Here is an 18111-nt window from a genome sequence, read left to right as displayed (position 1 = left end):
CGCCTGCCATCGGGAGCTTCGTCACGCACGCCCTGCACGCGCCGCCCGGTTCGTGAGCGATCCGGGCGGAGAACCTCAGAGCGCCGCCGCGACGCGCGTGCCCTGGTCGATGGCGCGCTTCGCATCGAGTTCGGCCGCGACGTCCGCGCCGCCGATGCGGATCACCGGCATGCCTGCCGCGTGCAGCGGCGCCTCGAGGTCGCGCAGCGGGTCCTGGCCGGCGCAGACGACGACCGTGTCGACCGGCAGGATCTTCCTTTCGTCGCCTATGCGCAGGTGCAGGCCGGCGTCGTCGATCTTCTCGTAGCTGACGCCGGCGAGCATCTTCACGCCGCGGCGGGCGAGCAGCGTGCGCCGGATCCAGCCCGTGGTTTTCGCCAGGCCTTCGCCGACCTTCGTCGGCTTGCGCTGCAGCAGCCACAGTTGTCGCGGCGGCTCTTCTTCCGACGCCGTCCCGAGTCCGCCGCGCCGCGCATAGGTCGCGTCGATGCCCCACTCGCGCCGGTAGTGCTCGATCGGGTCGTCGGCGAGGTCGGCATGAGTCAGGAATTCGCTGACGTCGAAGCCGATGCCGCCCGCCCCGATGACCGCGACCGTCCGGCCAACCGCCTTTCGGCGGGTGATCACGTCCACGTAGCTCGCGACCTTCGAGTGATCGATACCGGGAATGTCCGGTGTGCGCGGCGAGATGCCGGTCGCGAGCAGCACGGTATCGAAACGGCCAATGAGATCGCCCGCGCCGACGCGCCGCTCGAGTTTCACGTCGACGCCGGCCTTGTCGAGCCGATGGCGGAAGTAACGCAGCGTCTCGGCGAATTCCTCCTTGCCGGGAATGTGCTTCGCGAGGTTGAACTGTCCGCCGATTTCGGCGGCGCTGTCGAACAGCGTGACGCTGTGGCCTCGTTCGGCGGCCGTCGCGGCCGCGGCCATGCCGGCCGGGCCGGCGCCGACCACCGCGACGCGCTTTTTCGCCGGCGCCGGCGCGATGACGAACTCGAGCTCGCGGCACGCGATCGGGTTCACCAGGCAGGTGCAGGGCTTCGCTTCGAAGATGTGGTCGAGGCAGGCTTGGTTGCAGGCGATGCAGGTGTTGATTTCCGCCGCCCGGCCTGCTGCGGCCTTGACGACGAAGTCGGGGTCGGCGAGGAACGGCCGCGCCATCGACACCATGTCGGCGTCGCCGCGTGCGAGCACCTCCTCGGCGACCTCCGGGGTGTTGATGCGGTTCGACGTGATCAGCGGGATGCCGACTTCGCCTTTCATGCGCCGCGTCACCCAACTGAACGCCGCGCGCGGCACCATCGTCGCGATCGTCGGGATGCGCGCTTCGTGCCAGCCGACGCCGGTGTTGATCAGCGTCGCGCCCGCCGCTTCGACGGCTTTCGCCAGCGCGACGATTTCTTCCCACGGCGCGCCGCCCTCGACGAGGTCGAGCATCGACAGCCTGTAGATGATGATGAATTCGGCGCCGACGCGCTCGCGCACGCGCCTCACGATCTCGATCGGAAAGCGATGCCGGTTCCCGACGCTGCCGCCCCAGCGATCGGTGCGGTGGTTGGTGTGCGGGACGGTGAATTCGTTGATCAGGTAACCTTCCGACCCCATCACCTCGACGCCGTCGTAGCCGGCGCTTTTGGCCAGCGCCGCGCAGCGGGCATAGTCCTCGATCGTGCGCTCGATGTCGGCTTCGCTCATCTCGCGCGGCGTCGCCGGCGAGATCGGCGCCTTCAGCGCCGACGGTGCGACCGAGCCGCGGTGATAGGCGTAGCGGCCCGTGTGCAGGATCTGCATGCAGATCTTCCCGCCCTCGGCGTGCACCGCCGCGGCGATCGGGCGATGGTGCGCGACCTCGTCCTCGCTCGTCAGCACCGACGCACCGGGAAAGATCGCGCCGTCCGCGTTGGGCGCGATGCCTCCGGTGACGATCAGCCCGACCCCGCCGCGCGCGCGTCGCGCGTAAAACGCTGCGAGTTTCTCGAACCCGTTGCCGGATTCTTCCAGACCGGTATGCATCGACCCCATCAGCACGCGGTTTTTCAGCGTGCAGAAGCCCAGATCGAGAGGCTCGAGCAGGTGCGGATAGGCGCCGCCGGGCGTGGCGGGAGTCGGTCGCGGCGCCGAAAGGGGGTGCGTCATTACGGTCTCCTGGGTGAGGTTTTGCATGGGGCGGACGTACGGGGGCGTATTGAAGCCATCGCGCCGATGATAGAGCGAGACCCGGAAGAGGACCAGCGGGACAGCCGTCGCGCGGGATGGGAGTGCCGGCGAACAGGGTGGGAACAGGGTTGTGTGAATTGCCTGTTGTCGATATAGCAGTTATAATTTTAAGGCTTTGGCGGGTCTAATTTTCGGTCCTCCAGTTTTCGGTTGGAATCAACAGGGATGGGCGTTAGCCCATTTTTTATTTGTGGGCGTGGAAATGGACGTCGAAGGTCTGGTTGAACAGGTGGTCAGCGGGCTCGGCTTCGAGCTGGTCGATTTCGAGACTTCCCCGAAGGGGCGGCTGATGCGTGTCTTCATCGATAGCGAGCGGGGTGTGACGGTGGACGATTGTGCCACGGTCAGCAATCAGCTCACCCGCGTGTTCGAAGTCGAGAACGTCGACTACGACCGGCTCGAAGTGTCCTCGCCAGGCCTGGATCGGCCGCTGAAAAAAACCGCCGACTTCGAACGCTTCGCGGGCGACGAAGTGCAGGTCCGGCTGCGCATGCCGATCGGCAATCAGCGAAATTTCATCGGGGTGCTCGAGGGACTGAGCGAAGGCGTGGTGCGTTTGCACACCGACAAAGGCGACGTCGCCTTTCCTTTCGATGAAATCGAGAAAGCACGCCTGGTACCCAAGTTTTGAGCTTTCGGATGTGGAGGTTTTGATTAATGAGCCGCGAGATATTGCTGCTTGTGGATGCGCTGGCGCGCGAAAAGAATGTGGCCAAGGACATCGTCTTCGGCGCACTGGAGAGTGCGCTCGCCTCCGCAACCAAGAAACGCATCAACGATGAAGCCGACGTGCGTGTAACGATCGATCGCGACACCGGGGACTACGAGTCTTTCCGCCGCTGGGTCGTGATGCCTGACGAGGAGGTCGTCAACGACGAGGCCGAGATGGGCATCATCGATGCCCGCGAGATGGTCCCGGGTATCGAGCTGGGGGAATACATCGAGGAGCCACTCGAGCCGATCGATTTCGGCCGCATCGGCGCCCAGGCAGCCAAGCAGGTCATCCTGCAGCGCATCCGCGACGCCGAGCGCGAGCAGATTCTGAACGACTTCCTCGAACGCAAGGAACACCTGGTTTCGGGCTCGATCAAGCGCATGGAGCGGGGCAACGCGATCATCGAGATCGGCCGGCTCGAAGCCGTGATCCCGCGCGACCAGATGATTCCGCGGGAAAACCTGCGCGTCGGCGACCGGGTCAAGGCGTTCCTGCTGCGCATCGATCGGGGCGCGCGGGGTCCGCAGCTGATCCTGTCACGCACCGCGCCGGAATTCGTCGGCAAGCTCTTCGAACTCGAAGTCCCGGAAATCGAGGACGGGCTGCTAGAGATCAAGGCCTGCGCACGCGATCCCGGCCTGCGGGCGAAGATCGCGGTCCAGTCGAACGATCCGCGCATCGACCCGATCGGCACCTGCGTCGGCCTGCGCGGTTCGCGCGTCACGGCGGTGCGCAACGAAATTGCGGGCGAGCAGATCGATATCATCGTCTGGTCGGCCGATCCGGCGCAGTTCGTGATCGCAGCCTTGCAGCCGGCCGAAGTGGTTTCCATCGTCGTCGACGAGGAAAGCCACGCCATGGATGTCGTGGTCGACGAGAACAACCTGGCGATCGCGATCGGGCGCAACGGGCAGAACGTCAAACTCGCTTCCGAACTCACGGGCTGGACAATCAATCTGATGAGCGAGGAGGAGTCGGCGCAGAAGACCGGCCAGGAACGCGAAGGGCTGCGCGAGCTGTTCATGGAAAAGCTCGATGTGGATGATGAACTCGCGGACATCCTGATCGACGAAGGTTTCTCGTCGCTCGAGGAAATCGCATACGTGCCGCTCGCGGAAATGCTCGAGATCGAGGCTTTCGACGAAGGTACGGTCAACGAGCTGCGCAATCGGGCTCGAAATGTGCTCCTTACCGAGGCGATCGTCACGGAAGAGCATCTGGAGAATGTTTCCGACGACCTGATCAACCTGGAAGGAATGGACAAGCCGCTTGCCGCCACGCTGGCCCGGCACGGTGTCCTGACCCGGGATGATCTGGCCGACCTGGCTGTGGATGAGCTGGTCGAGATCGCCGGGATCGAACAAGAACGGGCAAGTGCGTTGATTTCGGTCGCGCGGGCGCACTGGTTCGAAGAATGACGGGAGGGCATTGATGGAACAGATGAGCGTAACCCAGTTCGCCGGCGAACTTAAGATGCCGGCCTCGGTGCTGCTCGAGCAGTTGCAGAAGGCCGGAGTCGAGAAGACCGGTGCCGATCAACTGCTGACTGAACAGGACAAGGCCAGACTGCTCGAATACCTGCGCCGGTCTCACGGCCAGAGCCAGCCGAAAGGCAAGATCACCCTGACCCGCAAGCAAACGTCGGAAATTCGTGCGACCGATTCGTCGGGCCGCGCCCGCACCGTCCAGGTCGAGGTGCGCAAGAAGCGCGTCTTCATGAAACGCGATGAGGTGAGCTCCGAGACTGGTACGCTCGAGAGCGCGCAAATCGAAGAGGAAGCTGCCGGCTTGCCGATGGGCGAAATCGAGCCGGTGACCGAACCCGAAAACATTGTCGAGCCCGTCGCGGAGACCATTCCCGAGCCGGAACCTGTGCGCGAGCCCGAACCGGAACCCGTCGTCGAACCCGAGCCGGAACCGGAGCCTCACTCCGAACCCGAGCCTCAGCCGGAACCCGAGTCTGAGCCGGAATCAGAGCCCGCAACGGTGGAAGCTGCCGCACCCGCGGCGAAAACCGAGGCTCCCGTCCGGGCGCCGTCCCGGCCGCCGCTGCGAGTGTCGATCCTGAGCGACGAAGAGCGGGCTGCCCGCGAACGTGAAGCGCGACGGCACGAAGAGCTGCGTGCGCGCCAAGCTGCGGACCTGAAGGCAAAGCAGGATCGTGAAGCGGCCGCACGTGCGGCCGCTGAAGCACGCCGTGCCGAAGAAGAGGCACGGGTGCGTGCCGAGGCTGAGCGGCGTGCCGAAGCAGCCAAGCCGCAGGTCAAGGAGGTCCCCAAGGCGCCCGCTGGCACGCTGCATCGCCCCGCCAAGACCGAGGAAAAACCCGCCGGCAAGGACGCGAAGCGAACCGCACGTGGCGAGACGGCTGGCGAAAGCGCGAAGCGCCGCGGCCTGAAGACGCGCGGAGAAGTCGGTGCCACCACCGGATCCTGGCGCGGAGCGCGCGGAGGTGGCAGGCGCGGTGCGCAGGACGAGCACAAGAGCTTCCAGGCTCCGACCGAACCTGTCGTGCGCGAAATTCACGTGCCGGAAACCATTTCCGTCGCCGACCTCGCGCACAAGATGTCGGTCAAGGCGGCCGAGGTCATCAAGATTCTCATGAAGATGGGATCGATGGTGACGATCAACCAGGTGCTGGACCAAGAAACGGCCATGATTCTGGTCGAGGAAATGGGGCACAAGGCGTTCGCCGCGAAGCTCGACGACCCGGATACCTACCTCGAGAGCGCCGAAGCGCATCACGACGCGACGGTCGAGCCGCGGGCGCCGGTCGTCACGGTCATGGGTCACGTCGACCACGGCAAGACGTCGCTGCTCGACTACATCCGGCGAGCGAAAGTCGCTTCCGGTGAGGCGGGCGGCATCACGCAGCATATCGGCGCGTACCACGTCGAGACGCCGCGCGGCATGCTCACTTTCCTCGATACGCCGGGCCACGAGGCGTTCACCGCGATGCGTGCCCGCGGCGCGAAGGCGACCGACATCGTCATCCTGGTTGTCGCGGCCGACGACGGCGTGATGCCGCAAACGCGCGAAGCGATTCACCACGCGAAGGCGGCCAACGTGCCGCTGGTCGTCGCGGTCAACAAGATCGACAAGCCCGACGCCAACCCGGATCGCGTCAAGCAGGAACTCGTCGCCGAGGGCGTGCTGCCCGAGGAGTACGGCGGCGACGTGATGTTCATCAACGTGTCGGCGAAGACCGGTGCGGGCATCGACTCGCTGCTCGAAGCCGTGCTGCTGCAAGCCGAAGTGCTCGAATTGACGGCGCCGGTCGATTCACCCGCGAAGGGCTTGATCATCGAGGCGCGGCTCGACAAGGGTCGCGGACCGGTCGCGTCGCTGCTCGTGCAGTCCGGCACGCTGCGCAAGGGCGACGTCATGCTCGTCGGGGCGACGTTCGGCCGCATTCGCGCGATGCTCGACGAGAACGGCAAGGCGATCGACCACGCCGGTCCGTCGATTCCGGTCGAAATTCTCGGCCTGTCGGACGTGCCGGCCGCAGGCGATGAGGCGATCGCGCTGGCCGACGAGAAGAAGGCGCGCGAAATTGCGCTGTTCCGCCAGGGCAAGTACCGCGAGGTCAAACTCGCGAAGCAGCAGGCGGCGAAGCTCGAAAGCATGTTCGAACAGATGGCGGAAGGCGAGGTCAAGACGTTGCCGCTGATCATCAAGGCGGACGTGCAGGGTTCGCAGGAAGCCCTGGTGCAGGCGTTGAACAAGCTGTCGACCGACGAAGTCCGGGTCAACGCGATCCACTCCGCGGTAGGCGCGATCTCGGAATCGGACGTCAACCTCGCACAGGCTTCGGGAGCGGTCATCATCGGCTTCAACACCCGTGCCGATGCGGGCGCACGCAAGTTGGCCGAAACATTCGGCATCGATATCCGCTACTACAACATCATCTACGACGCGGTCGACGAGGTGAAGGCCGCGTTGTCCGGGATGCTGGCGCCGGAACGCCGCGAGAACGTCATCGGCCTGGTCGAGGTGCGCCAGGTGTTCAAGGTGCCGAAGGTCGGAACCGTCGCGGGCTGTTATGTGCTCGAAGGCGTGGTCAAGCGTGGGTCGCAGGTGCGGGTTCTTCGCAACCACGTCGTCATCCACACCGGCGAGCTCGAGTCGCTCAAGCGCTTCAAGGACGACGTCAAGGAGGTCAAGTTCGGTTTCGAATGCGGCCTTTCGATCCGGAACTTCAATGACGTCCAGGAAGGTGACCAGCTCGAGGTGTTCGAGATCCAGGAAATCGCCCGGACCCTGTAAATCATGCCCAAGGAGTTTTCCAGAAGCCAGCGCGTGGCAGAGCAGATCCGCCGCGAACTGGCCGAGCTGATCCGGCTCGAAGTGAAGGACCCCCGCGTGGGGTTCATCACTTTGACCGATGTCGAGATCACGCCCGATTACGCGCACGCGAAAGTCTTTTTTACGTCGATGAAGGGCGAGGAAGGGCTTGACGAGATCCTGACGGGGCTGCGTCGCGCGAGCGGCTTCCTGCGTCGCGAGCTCGGCAAACGGGTGCGCATCCACACACTGCCCGAGCTGCATTTTCATTACGACAGCTCGGTCGAACGCGGCAGTCGCATGTCGCAGCTCATCGACCAGGTGGTCCGGGATGATGACGCCCGCCACAAGGACGATCCGGAGAGCTGAGCAGATTTGAAAGCATCGAAACAATTCCGGCATCAACGTCGGATCGTCGACGGCGTCCTGCTGCTCGACAAGCCCCGGGGCCTGACGTCGAACGCCGCACTGCAGACGGCGCGCCGGCTCCTGAATGCGGCGAAGGCAGGGCACACCGGAACGCTGGACCCGATGGCGACCGGATTGCTGCCGCTGACGCTGGGCGAGGCAACCAAGTTCTCGCAGATGCTGCTCGATGCCGACAAGGCCTACGAGGCCACCGTGCGGCTCGGCATCGAAACGGACACCGGCGACGCGGAGGGCGCGCCGATCGCAACAGCTCCCGTGCACGTGACGGAGGATTCGATCCGCCAGGCGCTGATGGCGCTGACCGGTGAAATCGAGCAGGTTCCGCCGATGTATTCGGCGCTCAAGCGCGACGGCAAGCCCCTGTACGAATACGCTCGCGCGGGGATCGAGGTCGAGCGCGCCGCGCGCCCCGTGACGATCCATTCGCTCGAACTGCTCGGCGTTGAGGGTGATTCGTTGCGGATCCGCGCCGATTGCAGCAAGGGAACGTATATCCGCACGCTGGCTACCGATCTGGGGCGCTTGCTCGGTTGCGGCGGACATCTCACTGAACTGCGGCGGACAAGGATCGGACCATTCCACGTGGACGAGGCCGTTACGCTCACGGCGCTGGAAGCGGTGCCTCCGGAGTCGCGCACCGGGCTGCTGGCGCCGGTCGATGCGCTGGTGGTTCATCTGCCGCGCATCGAACTCGATGCCCCCCAGGCGGGCCTGCTTCTGCAGGGACGCGCGCTTCCGGCTCCCTGCGGCGCAGCGGGGCTGGTGCGCATTTACGGCGAAGGCCGTTACCTGGGGCTTGGGGAATGCGACGGAAGCGGCACATTGTCGCCGAAACGCCTCGTTTCGACGGTCGCAACAGTGCAACAATCTTGATAACGATTGAGTTTTTCAACCAGCGTTCGGTATAATCGTCCGCTTCTGATTGGCAGAACGAAAAGAGTAAACACCCACATGGCTCTCGATACCGCATCCAAGTCGCAGATCGTCAACGACTTCCAGCGCGCCCAAGGCGACACCGGTTCCCCGGAAGTCCAGGTCGCGCTTCTCACCGCCCGCATCAACGGGCTGACCGGTCATTTCAAGGCCAACGCGAAAGATCACCACTCGCGCCGTGGCCTGCTGAAGATGGTCAGCCAGCGCCGCAAGTTGCTCGACTACCTGAAGGGCAAGAACGCCGACAGCTATCGCAATCTGATTGAGCGTCTGGGTCTGCGCAAGTAATCACGCTGGCCGTGGCGAGTCCGACAGCGTCGAAAAAGGCAACTTAAGCCGGCAAGCCGGTGCGGCCCCGAAGGGCCGCACCGGCTTTGTTTTTGCAGCGTCGGATTTGTTAAACATCGCAGTTGTAGTTTGCTGCACCATTTATCGAGAGGATCTTCACCTTGCCTACCGCTATCAAGAAAACCTTCGCGTACGGTGCCCATACCGTAACGCTCGAAACCGGCGAGATCGCTCGCCAGGCCGGCGGTGCCGTAATCGTCAACATGGACGACACGATCGTGTTGGCCACGGTCGTCGCCGCCAAGGAGGCCAAGACGGGACAGGATTTCTTCCCGCTTACCGTTGACTACGTCGAGAAGTTCTACGCCGCGGGGCGCATCCCCGGCGGCTTCTTCAAGCGCGAAGGCCGTCCCACCGAGAAGGAAACGCTGACCAGCCGCCTGATCGACCGTCCGATCCGCCCGCTTTTCCCGGAAGGCTTCTATAACGAAGTCCAGGTCATCGTCACCGTGCTGTCGCTCAACCCGGAGGTCGATCCAGACATCCCCGCGATGATTGGCGCGTCGGCCGCGCTGGCGATTTCCGGCGTTCCGTTCGACGGCCCAATCGGCGCATGCCGCGTCGGGTACAGCGACGGCCAGTACCTGCTGAACCCGACGGTCGAACAGCTCAAGACCAGCGAACTCAACCTGGTTGTTGCCGGTACCGAGGCGGCCGTGCTGATGGTCGAGTCGGAAGCAAGGGAACTGTCAGAAGAAATCATGCTCGGTTCGGTCGTGTTCGGCCACCAGCAGATGCAGGTCGCGATCCGCGCCATCAACGAACTGGTCGAAGTGGCAGGCAAGCCCGAGTGGGACTGGCAGCCGCCGGCGAAAAACGAGCCGCTGATCACCCGCATCAAGGAACTGGCCGGCGCCCAGCTCGAAGAAGCCTTCCGCATCACGAGCAAGCAGGCCCGCACCCAGCGGATCAACGAGATCCGCAAGCAGACGATTGCCATCGTGACCGAAGGCCTCGAAGTCCCGCCGTCGGGCAACGAGCTGAAGGACATCTTCCACGATCTCGAAGCCGGTGTCGTTCGCAGCCGCATCCTCGCGGGCGAGCCGCGCATCGACGGACGCGACACGCGTACCGTGCGACCCATCGACATCCGCGTCGGCGTGCTGCCGCGTACGCACGGGTCGGCTCTGTTCACCCGCGGCGAAACCCAGGCGCTGGTCATCGCCACGCTCGGCACCGGGCGCGACGAACAGATCATCGATGCGATCGCCGGTGAGTACCGCGAAAGTTTCATGCTGCACTACAATTTTCCGCCGTTCTCCACCGGCGAAACCGGCCGCATGGGGGTGACGAAGCGCCGCGAGGTCGGACATGGTCGCCTCGCCAAGCGCGCCCTGATCGCGGCGCTGCCGGCGGACGAGGACTTCAGCTATACGGTTCGCGTCGTATCCGAGATCACCGAATCGAACGGTTCGAGCTCGATGGCTTCGGTGTGCGGGGCGTCGCTGGCAATGATGGACGCCGGGGTGCCGATGAAGGCACACGTGGCTGGCATTGCGATGGGCCTGATCAAGGAAGGCAATCGCTTCGCCGTCCTGACCGACATCCTCGGTGACGAGGATCATCTCGGCGACATGGACTTCAAGGTCGCGGGCACCGAGAACGGCATCACCGCGCTGCAGATGGACATCAAGATCCAGGGCATCACGAAGGAAATCATGCAGGTCGCCCTGGGTCAGGCCGGGGAGGGACGGATCCATATCCTCGCGCTGATGAAGCAGGCGCTGGCGTCGCATCGCGGGGAAGTGTCGGAGTTCGCGCCGCGCATGCTGACGATGAAGATCAATCCGGAGAAAATCCGCGATGTCATCGGCAAGGGCGGGGCGGTGATCCGCGGGCTGCAGGAAGAAACCGGTACCGTTATCGAACTGCAGGACGACGGCAGCGTCACGATTTCGTCGGTCAGCGCCGAAGGCGCGCAGCTTGCAAAGGAAAAGATCGAGGCGATCACGGCCGAAGTCGAAGTCGGTAAGGTCTACAACGGGACCGTGGTCCGACTCCTGGATTTCGGCGCGATCGTCAACATCATGCCGGGTCGCGATGGACTGCTGCACGTCTCGCAGATCGCGAACGAGCGCGTCAATAACGTTGCCGACTATGTCAAGGAAGGGCAGGCGGTGCGCGTCAAGGTGCTGGAGACCGACGAGCGCGGCAAGATTCGCCTGAGCATGAAGGCGCTGCTGGATCAGCCGGCCGAGTAAGCGACGAAACGAGCTGAAGAAAAAGGGACGCCATGGCGTCCCTTTTTCGTGTGACGGTTCCCGCTCGCGGCGACGCCGAAAAGCGGGTGCGGGCCGGTTTACTTCGCAACCTGACGTTCGCGCATCTCTTCCAGCGTCTTGCAATCGATGCACATCGTCGCCGTCGGACGCGCCTCCAGGCGCTTCAGGCCGATTTCGACGCCACAGCTGTCGCAATAGCCATATTCACCCGCGTTGATTCGGCCAAGGGCTTCGTCGATCTTCTTGATCAGTTTTCGCTCACGATCCCGGTTGCGCAACTCGAGCGCAATATCGGATTCCTGGCTCGCCCGGTCGTTGGGGTCGGCAAACACAGTGGCTTCGTCCTGCATCGTGTGCACCGTGCGTTCGATATCCCCGACCAGCTCCTGCTTGACCGTTTCGAGCATGCCGCGGAAGTGAGCCAGCTGCTTCTCGCTCATGTACTCCTCGCCTTCGGCGGGAACATAGGGCGGGAATTGCTTTTGCAGTGTGTCGTCTGGCATGACTTCGACTTCCGGTTGGTAATTGAAGGAAGCGAACTAATAGCAGAATCTTCTGTAACGAGCAAGCAAGCACCCGTTTCGAGCAGCAATCCGGCTCGCTCGCGAGGCGCGCATCAACAACTCTTCATGTCCGAAGAAACATGTTTGACGCACGCCGACCAGGTGTGTATTATTCGCCGCTCTCGGGGTGTAGCGCAGTCCGGTAGCGCGCTTGCTTTGGGAGCAAGATGTCGGGGGTTCGAATCCCTCCACCCCGACCAGCTAACCCCGAAATGCCCGCGGGATTTCTGCCCGTAGCTCAATTGGATAGAGCACCGGCCTTCTAAGCCGGGGGTTACAGGTTCGATCCCTGTCGGGCAGGCCAAATGGTTTTTGGTTGCAGAGTTTCTGCAACCGTGAAAGTGGCGGCATTAGCTCAGTTGGTAGAGCACTGGATTGTGGCTCCAGTTGTCACCGGTTCGATCCCGGTATGTCGCCCCATAGAATCAAGGACTTGGGGAAGTCTGGGTAATCTACAAATCCCCATTCGTTCTACAAAACGGCTCGCCGAAAGGCGGGCCGTTTTCACTTCACCGGACTCACCTTCTCTCCTCGGCGCTTGCGCACATAATGCTCTGTCATGTCCCGGCTGGTGTGTCCGAGCAGTTTTTGCGCCTTGTCCAGCGCTTCCATGTCGCTCGCGGCCTTCGCCCGTAGATCACGGAACTGGATCGACCGTAGGCGTTCTGCCTGCGCCTTGTCGGTCGCGGCCGACGCTGCCGCATCGCGGGCTTTGTCGAAGCGGTAGCGCATCGCCGACTTCAGCAGTGGTTGACCACGTTCGTTACAAACCAGCGCGAGAGTCCGGACGCCCTCAATCTTCTCCTTCCGTGCCTTGATGCGGGTGACCAATTCATCGAGGGCGCCAGTTATCTCGATGCGCAGTTTCGCGTCCGTCTTGCCTTGCTCGAGGACGATACAGCCGTCGCGGATGTCGGTCTCGCGGATCTCGCGCAAGTCGCCCGGGCGCTGTCCAATCAGATAGGCGAGCTCGATCGCCTCGCGCAGCGGTTCATCCGCGTACCGCAGGATTGCCCCCAACTCGTCGTCCTCAACGTAGATGTCCCGGCCGCCCTCCTTGTGGCGCTTGACGCCGGTGCTCGGATTTGGAGCCTTGGTGATACCACGGTCACGTGCCCAGTTCCACGCCGCAGAAAGCCATGCGATTTCACGGTTCGCCCGCACGGCGCCCTCGTTGGGCTTGATCACCACAGCGCTTCTGCCCGCTGCGACCCGCTTCGCATTGCTCTCCTTCTTTGCCTTCTTCGCTTCGGTGACACGCCAGTCGAGGTACTGTCGGATATGGATGGGGTCCACCTGATCGAGCCGTGCCGGCGGATCTCCGAAGAAGCGCATGAGGTTGGGCAAGCTGAAACGGATGTCATCCAGTGTGCCCGCCTTCCGTTCCGCCGCCGTCCTCGTGTTCCAGTCGTTGAGCAACTCCGGGACGGTAACGGCTGGCGCCTTGACGGTCTCAACCAGCTCGGCATAGGCGCGGAGGGCATCCGGAAAACTTGAGCCGAGGGGTATCCATGGGCGCGAGCCGTCTGGTTGGACGCCCTTGTCCAGGTAGTACCACACCTGGCCGCGAGCGCCTTTCTTGGGCCGCATTCCAGGTGGGAGATGCAAATTCACAGTTGGTCGTCGGCCCATCTGGTCACTCGCTCACCACGCGCGGAGCCCACCCCTGTTGCGCCGCTTCCTTCCTGGCCGAATGTGCTCCGGTCAGGGCCGCCCTGGTTACGACAGGCCGACCAAGTGCATTGACGTGGAACGGGACCAGCATGCGCCGGAGCTGATCGATCTGCAATCTGCGCAGCTTGCGACCCGTAAGCTCGACGATCTCGTCGTCTGTAAGGAATAGGGGGAGATGCTCGGGCATCATCAGATCTCCTTCCTGCCGGGAGACATTGGGGCGGTCGCATGCTCAAGTACGTGCCTGGCCGCCTGCAGGCACTTCCTCTCAGGTTCGCACCGCATCGGCACCGTCTCGCTATGCGACGCGACCGCCAGGGGCCGCGGGTCATGCCTTGCGGGTTCGTCGATCTCGCTGTGGCATCCCATGGTGTTCGTGGCGCGCTCGAAGCTGCGGAGTGCGGCACTGAGGACTTCGCTCCCGCCGGCGCGAGGCATCTTCCCGCGCCGGCCGCTGGCGCCTGTGGCGCCCAGGGCGAAGTCCCTGCCGCCGGCATCGAAACCGCGGACCGTCGGGAAGGCGGGTGTCTTACTCACAGTGTCTGGCATGACAGTGATGGCATCGTGGTTCATGACGCGCCCTCCGCAGGGGGACATTGTCGCGGATCGTCCCGCGGCCGGAGCTCGTAGTAGCGATCGAGGAAGAGATGCTTCGCCACGAAGGGCGGCAGTGGCTGGATCTTCAGCGCGAGCGGCGTCGCCTGGGCAGTGCCGGGCGACGGATCGTCGTGCGGCCGGCCGAGATCGCGGCGTTCGGTCGCCCGCAGAACGAGATCGGCATGCGCGACGGTTGGGGAACGGGGCGTCGTTACGCCAAGCCGCGCCATGATGTCGGTGGGCACGTAGGTCCCGCTCCCGAAGCATTCCGGGAGCAACTGCCGGAGTGCCTCGCCAACGTCGAGCAACAGCGCCGCGAGCGCATCTTGCGGCGGCACGATCATGCTCGCGAGGTAATCGTGCTGCGCGATCGAATAGAAGATTCGCGTTTGGCCGGCGAGGCAGCAGGTGCTGGCCAGCGCGTGTGCGATGTCCTCGATTCGCACGAAGGGCGCGGCCGTTGCGGTGCGGTCAGGGTACGCGCCTGACCGGAACGGGGGCGCGGCGCGTGCCCTGACCCGGCGCCGTCCCGGTGAGGCGGGGAAATGCTGTTTCATCTGCTGCTCCTTGCGTTCGTGTTTCCGGGCCCGGCCTGCCGATGGCCATGAGGCATTCATGGCTCGGCGACGCGTGGGGATTCAGGACAGGGGTCGGCGCAGCGCGTAGCGCCGCGCGACGAGCAAGGAAGTGATGCGGGAGCGAGTGAGGAGCGAGTGGGGAGCGAGCGAGGAATCCGCGCGTCTTTGGATGCCGCAGTGTGCCGTTTGGTCGGCACACTGAATTTATCGCCTTGACGGCAGCCTGACAAGCGCCGCCAAAGGGGCGCCAAAGGGCGGGAAGACGGGCTTCCCGCCGACGGAAAGCTTGCCAACGAGCGAGCCCCGCGTGCTACAGCCGGCCCGAGGCGGCAAAGGACACGGTGGCGTTGCCCGCGACGACGAAATGGTCCAGCACGCTCACGTCGACCAGCGCCAGTGCCGCCTTGAGGATCTGCGTGAGGGCCTCGTCGGCGGTGGACGGCTCGCACGCTCCGGACGGATGCTGATGCGCAAAGATCACCGCCGCGGCATGTAGTTCGATCGCGCGCCGCACGATCTCGCGCGGATAGACGCTCGTTTGGGTCAGGGTGCCGCGAAACGCCTCCTCGGCGCGAATCAGATGATGGCGGGCATCGAGATAGAGCGCCACGAAGATCTCGTAGGGGCGTCCCGCGAAGAACGTGCGAAGGAACGGTGCGACGAGCGCCGGGGAATCGAGCACGTCGCGCGCGGCCAGCTCCTCGGCGAAACTGCGCTGCAGGATCTCGAGCGAACACGCCAGCGCCGCCCACGCGGGAGTGTGGGGCTCGCGGGCAAGCCCGATGACCCGGGTCCACGAACCGCTGCAGCTTTCCCAGACGTCCTCGGCCTCCGGGCCGAAGAAGCGTTCGAGCAGTGCGGCATCAGCAAGGGAAGTAGGGGAAGAATGGAAGGCCATCACCGGCATCTCCTCGGAAAAACGGGGAGCGCCGTATCCCGCATGGGGAGCAGCTCCCCATGGGATTGACATGAACCGACGAACGTGACCCCGGGCCCGAAGGCTGTTCCGGTTGCAGGGGCTGACCGGACGCTGGCAGCCTTTCGGCTGAACTGCTTTCTGCACTGCTTTCCTATCGTAGTCGGGTTGTGGCGCACCTGCAATGCCGATGGCACGGTCCGGATCGGTGTCCCTGATTCCCCCGCGACGGGACGTTCGGGTAGCCGGAATCAATACATGGGCTGCGCTCCGGCCGCGCGCCCGGTCACGCGGGGTGGTGTCAATCACGACGGCCAGTCACGTCAAGCAGACTGCGGAAGTCTGCAGCCAGGCTCGCGCGCCCGTCCTTCGCCCCCCTCTCGTAGCTGTCGATCAATAGGGGAAGGGTTTTTCGCAGCATGGTGAAGTCGATGTCGACGGGAACGACGGCAATTTTGGCTATCCCCTTATAGATCTCGACGGTGTCACCCGCGCCGACCGCATGGACCGAGAAGAAGTTGAACAAGGCGGTGGATTCGGCTCCCCAACCCGGCGGCCATTCATGACGCATGATCAGCCTCCCGAAGCGTCGGCACCCATGGCCTTGCTCGACACCCCGAAGAATGTCGCATGCCGGCGCTTACGGCGCCGTGGTGGGGTGGCGGCACGGCCGGTGCAGCGGAAATGCGCTTGTGCACAGAAACTGGGGATGGCGCTGTGGACAAGTCGCGAACGGGCTTGCTGGCCCGGCACCTGCACCCGCGCCTCATTATCGGGCGTCGCCCGCGCACGGCGAGGCGCCTACGCGCGGACATGGCCATGGCCGTTGCAGGCGGTGCACGGCTGGAACTCCTGGCCCGATTCGGTTCCCCGCCCGTTGCAGAGCCGGCAGTACTCGCCGGACGCGCCCCTGTCGCGGCCGCTTCCGCCGCAACCGTGGCAGGCGCGGTCCGTCAGCACGCGGATCTCACCGGCGCCGCGACAGTGGGGGCAGGGACGTTCGTCGTCATGCATGGCAGGAGGCTCCCCGGGTTCAGAAGGTGGTGTCGAGACTCGCGAGCACCCTGGCGGGCAGGTCCTGCCAGCCGGCGGGATCGTCGGTGGTCACGCAATACTGGCCGCTTACGCGCGTACCGGAGCCGTCGCGCGCAAACTCCAAGATCAGCTTGTACAGGCGCTGCCCATCGGCCACGTCGGGTGAATGCACCACCTGTTCCAGGCGATACAGTGCGCCCGGAATGGTCTCATGCAGATAGCCGGCGATATGAAGTCCCCATTCGCCGGTTCCCGACAGGCCCTTTGCCTGGTTGGGCGTCACGAAACTGTAGCGGCCCATGGCACTCGCGTAGGTCGTGTCGACGTCGCGGGACGTGCGTTTCGCGAACGCCTGGCAGACGACGTTCTCTCGCCAGTTGCGATAGATTTCCATCCCCAGCGTATCTCCGCCGGCGTCGGGGCTCCCCTGGGCGTGTACTCCGGTCGCACCGGACCGCTGCCGCATCCGTGCGCGCGTCTCGTCGGCCTCGCGCTTCGAGCGGTCCTCGCACGCCTGGCGGTCGTCCGCCCCGATGCACTTCACGCCGAAGATGATGCCATCGAGCACGTCCGCCCGAACTGGCGACGCCCACACCGCGAACGCGGCAACGAGGCAGGTCAGGGGTTTCATCGGGGATCCTCCAGGCGCGTCCTAGACCATCAGGAGCAGCACGATCGATGTCACTACCATAGCGCGAAGAATGTCAAACGTCATTTCACGAATTGTTTCCGTGCCGCCGTTGAAGGCGTGCCACTTGCTGATCACGACGTAGGCCATCCACGTCAGCGCCGCCGTTGCCGCGAGGCCAGCCAGCAGATCGCGCAACTCGCCCATCGGGTAGCCGGTGGCGGCATGAAAGCCCTGCGCCGCGGACGTGAAGGCGTGGCTGTTATGCGGGGTGAGCAGCGCGACGGCGCCGGATCCGCCGCCGGACGAACCCAGCGGCGGATCGGTGTAGACGTAGCCCGCGCCGGTGGTGGCGCCGGCCGGATCGGCGGCGCGCAGTGCGGCATAGCTCGGGGCGGTGGCACCCAACGCGTAGCCGGCGAACTTCGAAAGGTAAGCGGTGAGCGGCGTGCCGTTGCCGTCGGCGGGGTTCGTCGTGCCGCCCGATTCGAGCCATTCTCCCACCGTTCCGGCACCGAGCAGATGGGCCGCGGCGACGAGCCCGGAGCGGGTGATCTCGATGCCGTTGAGGGTCGTGCCGAGGTAGCCCGCGGCGCCGTAGGTACCGGCGAGGGTGTTCCACGCCTGGGCGTGGTAGGCCGTGACCGCCCGGATCTGCGCATCCGGGTTCGCGAGGAACCCGGCGAGCGAGGTCACGCCGTACTTGCCGCTGAAGCTGCCGGTCCAGTCGTTCTTGTGCGGGGTGGCATCGCCCGCGTAGAGGCCCACGTCCTGCAGCGCGGCTTCGCCGAACTGGAACAGCCCGGCGTAGCCCGAGCCGTTGATGACGTCGGGCCGCATGCCGCTCTCGCGCTCGCCCAACGCGCGCAGGAAATCGACGTAGGTGAGGCCGGCCCATGCCAGTCCGGCAACGAGGAGCAGCAGAGACAGGGCGCGGGTAGCGGGGCGAAGACGGGATCTCGTCATGGCGGT

General features: G+C 64.5%; 16 protein-coding genes and 3 tRNA genes. 10 read left to right on the top strand and 9 right to left on the bottom strand.

Going from position 1 to position 18111, the window contains the following annotated elements:
* Positions 1-75 precede the first annotated feature (75 nt).
* The gene (locus pbN1_RS00635; RefSeq protein ID WP_169202828.1) at positions 76-2136 is read right to left on the bottom strand and encodes an NADPH-dependent 2,4-dienoyl-CoA reductase; all 2061 of its coding nucleotides are present in this window, start codon (positions 2134-2136) and stop codon (positions 76-78) included.
* A 283-nt stretch (positions 2137-2419) separates the two neighbouring features.
* Between pbN1_RS00635 and rimP the strand changes: the two genes are divergently transcribed.
* The 7 genes from rimP (at position 2420) to pnp (ending at position 11127) form a co-directional block, all read left to right on the top strand.
* The gene (gene rimP / locus pbN1_RS00630) at positions 2420-2848 is read left to right on the top strand and encodes a ribosome maturation factor RimP (RefSeq protein ID WP_210147617.1); all 429 of its coding nucleotides are present in this window, start codon (positions 2420-2422) and stop codon (positions 2846-2848) included.
* Positions 2849-2874: 26 nt separating this feature from the next.
* Positions 2875-4350: a transcription termination factor NusA gene (gene nusA, locus pbN1_RS00625; protein WP_169202829.1), complete on the top strand. Its 1476-nt coding sequence runs from the start codon at positions 2875-2877 to the stop codon at positions 4348-4350.
* A gap of 13 nt (positions 4351-4363) precedes the next feature.
* Positions 4364-7198, top strand: coding sequence for a translation initiation factor IF-2 (gene infB, locus pbN1_RS00620; protein WP_169202830.1), 2835 nt, complete (start codon positions 4364-4366; stop codon positions 7196-7198).
* Positions 7199-7201: 3 nt separating this feature from the next.
* Positions 7202-7585, top strand: coding sequence for a 30S ribosome-binding factor RbfA (gene rbfA, locus pbN1_RS00615; RefSeq protein ID WP_169119057.1), 384 nt, complete (start codon positions 7202-7204; stop codon positions 7583-7585).
* Between the two features lie 6 nt (positions 7586-7591).
* The gene (gene truB, locus pbN1_RS00610) at positions 7592-8518 is read left to right on the top strand and encodes a tRNA pseudouridine(55) synthase TruB (protein ID WP_169202831.1); all 927 of its coding nucleotides are present in this window, start codon (positions 7592-7594) and stop codon (positions 8516-8518) included.
* Between the two features lie 78 nt (positions 8519-8596).
* Positions 8597-8866, top strand: a complete 270-nt coding sequence (rpsO, locus tag pbN1_RS00605; RefSeq protein ID WP_011239109.1) for a 30S ribosomal protein S15 — start codon at positions 8597-8599, stop codon at positions 8864-8866.
* A 161-nt stretch (positions 8867-9027) separates the two neighbouring features.
* Positions 9028-11127: a polyribonucleotide nucleotidyltransferase gene (gene pnp, locus pbN1_RS00600; RefSeq protein ID WP_169202832.1), complete on the top strand. Its 2100-nt coding sequence runs from the start codon at positions 9028-9030 to the stop codon at positions 11125-11127.
* Positions 11128-11225: 98 nt separating this feature from the next.
* Here pnp and dksA read toward each other — a convergent pair whose 3' ends face one another.
* Positions 11226-11651 (bottom strand): RNA polymerase-binding protein DksA, encoded by a 426-nt coding sequence (dksA, locus tag pbN1_RS00595; protein WP_169119060.1) that lies wholly within the window; start codon positions 11649-11651, stop codon positions 11226-11228.
* 183 nt (positions 11652-11834) lie between these two features.
* On the opposite strand from dksA, the gene pbN1_RS00590 reads away from it, so the two are divergent.
* The 3 genes from pbN1_RS00590 to pbN1_RS00580 all read left to right on the top strand — a co-directional run bounded on the left by pbN1_RS00590 (position 11835) and on the right by pbN1_RS00580 (position 12131).
* Positions 11835-11911 (top strand) — tRNA-Pro (locus pbN1_RS00590).
* A gap of 27 nt (positions 11912-11938) precedes the next feature.
* A tRNA-Arg gene (locus tag pbN1_RS00585) sits at positions 11939-12015 on the top strand.
* A 40-nt stretch (positions 12016-12055) separates the two neighbouring features.
* Positions 12056-12131: transfer RNA gene (locus tag pbN1_RS00580), tRNA-His, on the top strand.
* Between the two features lie 84 nt (positions 12132-12215).
* On the opposite strand, the gene pbN1_RS00575 is transcribed toward pbN1_RS00580, so the two are convergent.
* The 7 genes from pbN1_RS00575 to pbN1_RS00545 all read right to left on the bottom strand — a co-directional run bounded on the left by pbN1_RS00575 (position 12216) and on the right by pbN1_RS00545 (position 18105).
* Positions 12216-13271, bottom strand: coding sequence for a tyrosine-type recombinase/integrase (locus pbN1_RS00575; RefSeq protein ID WP_210147616.1), 1056 nt, complete (start codon positions 13269-13271; stop codon positions 12216-12218).
* 76 nt (positions 13272-13347) lie between these two features.
* The gene (locus pbN1_RS00570) at positions 13348-13575 is read right to left on the bottom strand and encodes a DUF4224 domain-containing protein (protein WP_210147615.1); all 228 of its coding nucleotides are present in this window, start codon (positions 13573-13575) and stop codon (positions 13348-13350) included.
* 379 nt (positions 13576-13954) lie between these two features.
* Positions 13955-14539: a hypothetical protein gene (locus pbN1_RS00565; RefSeq protein ID WP_169202834.1), complete on the bottom strand. Its 585-nt coding sequence runs from the start codon at positions 14537-14539 to the stop codon at positions 13955-13957.
* 331 nt (positions 14540-14870) lie between these two features.
* Positions 14871-15458, bottom strand: coding sequence for a JAB domain-containing protein (locus pbN1_RS00560; protein WP_244857080.1), 588 nt, complete (start codon positions 15456-15458; stop codon positions 14871-14873).
* Between the two features lie 319 nt (positions 15459-15777).
* Complete coding sequence (locus pbN1_RS00555; protein ID WP_169202835.1) at positions 15778-16047, bottom strand: hypothetical protein; 270 nt, start codon at positions 16045-16047, stop codon at positions 15778-15780.
* 462 nt (positions 16048-16509) lie between these two features.
* Positions 16510-17142, bottom strand: coding sequence for a hypothetical protein (locus tag pbN1_RS00550; protein WP_169202836.1), 633 nt, complete (start codon positions 17140-17142; stop codon positions 16510-16512).
* Between the two features lie 21 nt (positions 17143-17163).
* The gene (locus pbN1_RS00545) at positions 17164-18105 is read right to left on the bottom strand and encodes a DUF3262 family protein (RefSeq protein WP_244857079.1); all 942 of its coding nucleotides are present in this window, start codon (positions 18103-18105) and stop codon (positions 17164-17166) included.
* Positions 18106-18111: the final 6 nt, after the last annotated feature.

Source organism: Aromatoleum bremense (genome assembly GCF_017894365.1).
Lineage (GTDB): Bacteria > Pseudomonadota > Gammaproteobacteria > Burkholderiales > Rhodocyclaceae > Aromatoleum > Aromatoleum bremense.
This window is presented reverse-complemented; position numbering and strand designations above follow the sequence as displayed.

What these genes read in the sequence shown, in the direction of transcription:
- nusA (WP_169202829.1), top strand. Translation starts at nt 2,875, where the DNA reads ATGAGCCGCGAGATATTGCTGCTTGTGGATGCGCTGGCGCGCGAAAAG.
- rpsO (WP_011239109.1), top strand. Translation starts at nt 8,597, where the DNA reads ATGGCTCTCGATACCGCATCCAAGTCGCAGATCGTCAACGACTTCCAG.
- infB (WP_169202830.1), top strand. Translation starts at nt 4,364, where the DNA reads ATGGAACAGATGAGCGTAACCCAGTTCGCCGGCGAACTTAAGATGCCG.
- rbfA (WP_169119057.1), top strand. Translation starts at nt 7,202, where the DNA reads ATGCCCAAGGAGTTTTCCAGAAGCCAGCGCGTGGCAGAGCAGATCCGC.
- dksA (WP_169119060.1), bottom strand. Translation starts at nt 11,651, where the DNA reads ATGCCAGACGACACACTGCAAAAGCAATTCCCGCCCTATGTTCCCGCC.
- pbN1_RS00555 (WP_169202835.1), bottom strand. Translation starts at nt 16,047, where the DNA reads ATGCGTCATGAATGGCCGCCGGGTTGGGGAGCCGAATCCACCGCCTTG.
- pbN1_RS00550 (WP_169202836.1), bottom strand. Translation starts at nt 17,142, where the DNA reads ATGAAACCCCTGACCTGCCTCGTTGCCGCGTTCGCGGTGTGGGCGTCG.
- pbN1_RS00545 (WP_244857079.1), bottom strand. Translation starts at nt 18,105, where the DNA reads ATGACGAGATCCCGTCTTCGCCCCGCTACCCGCGCCCTGTCTCTGCTG.
- pbN1_RS00560 (WP_244857080.1), bottom strand. Translation starts at nt 15,458, where the DNA reads ATGGCCTTCCATTCTTCCCCTACTTCCCTTGCTGATGCCGCACTGCTC.
- pbN1_RS00565 (WP_169202834.1), bottom strand. Translation starts at nt 14,539, where the DNA reads ATGAAACAGCATTTCCCCGCCTCACCGGGACGGCGCCGGGTCAGGGCA.
- rimP (WP_210147617.1), top strand. Translation starts at nt 2,420, where the DNA reads ATGGACGTCGAAGGTCTGGTTGAACAGGTGGTCAGCGGGCTCGGCTTC.
- pbN1_RS00570 (WP_210147615.1), bottom strand. Translation starts at nt 13,575, where the DNA reads ATGATGCCCGAGCATCTCCCCCTATTCCTTACAGACGACGAGATCGTC.
- pbN1_RS00635 (WP_169202828.1), bottom strand. Translation starts at nt 2,136, where the DNA reads ATGACGCACCCCCTTTCGGCGCCGCGACCGACTCCCGCCACGCCCGGC.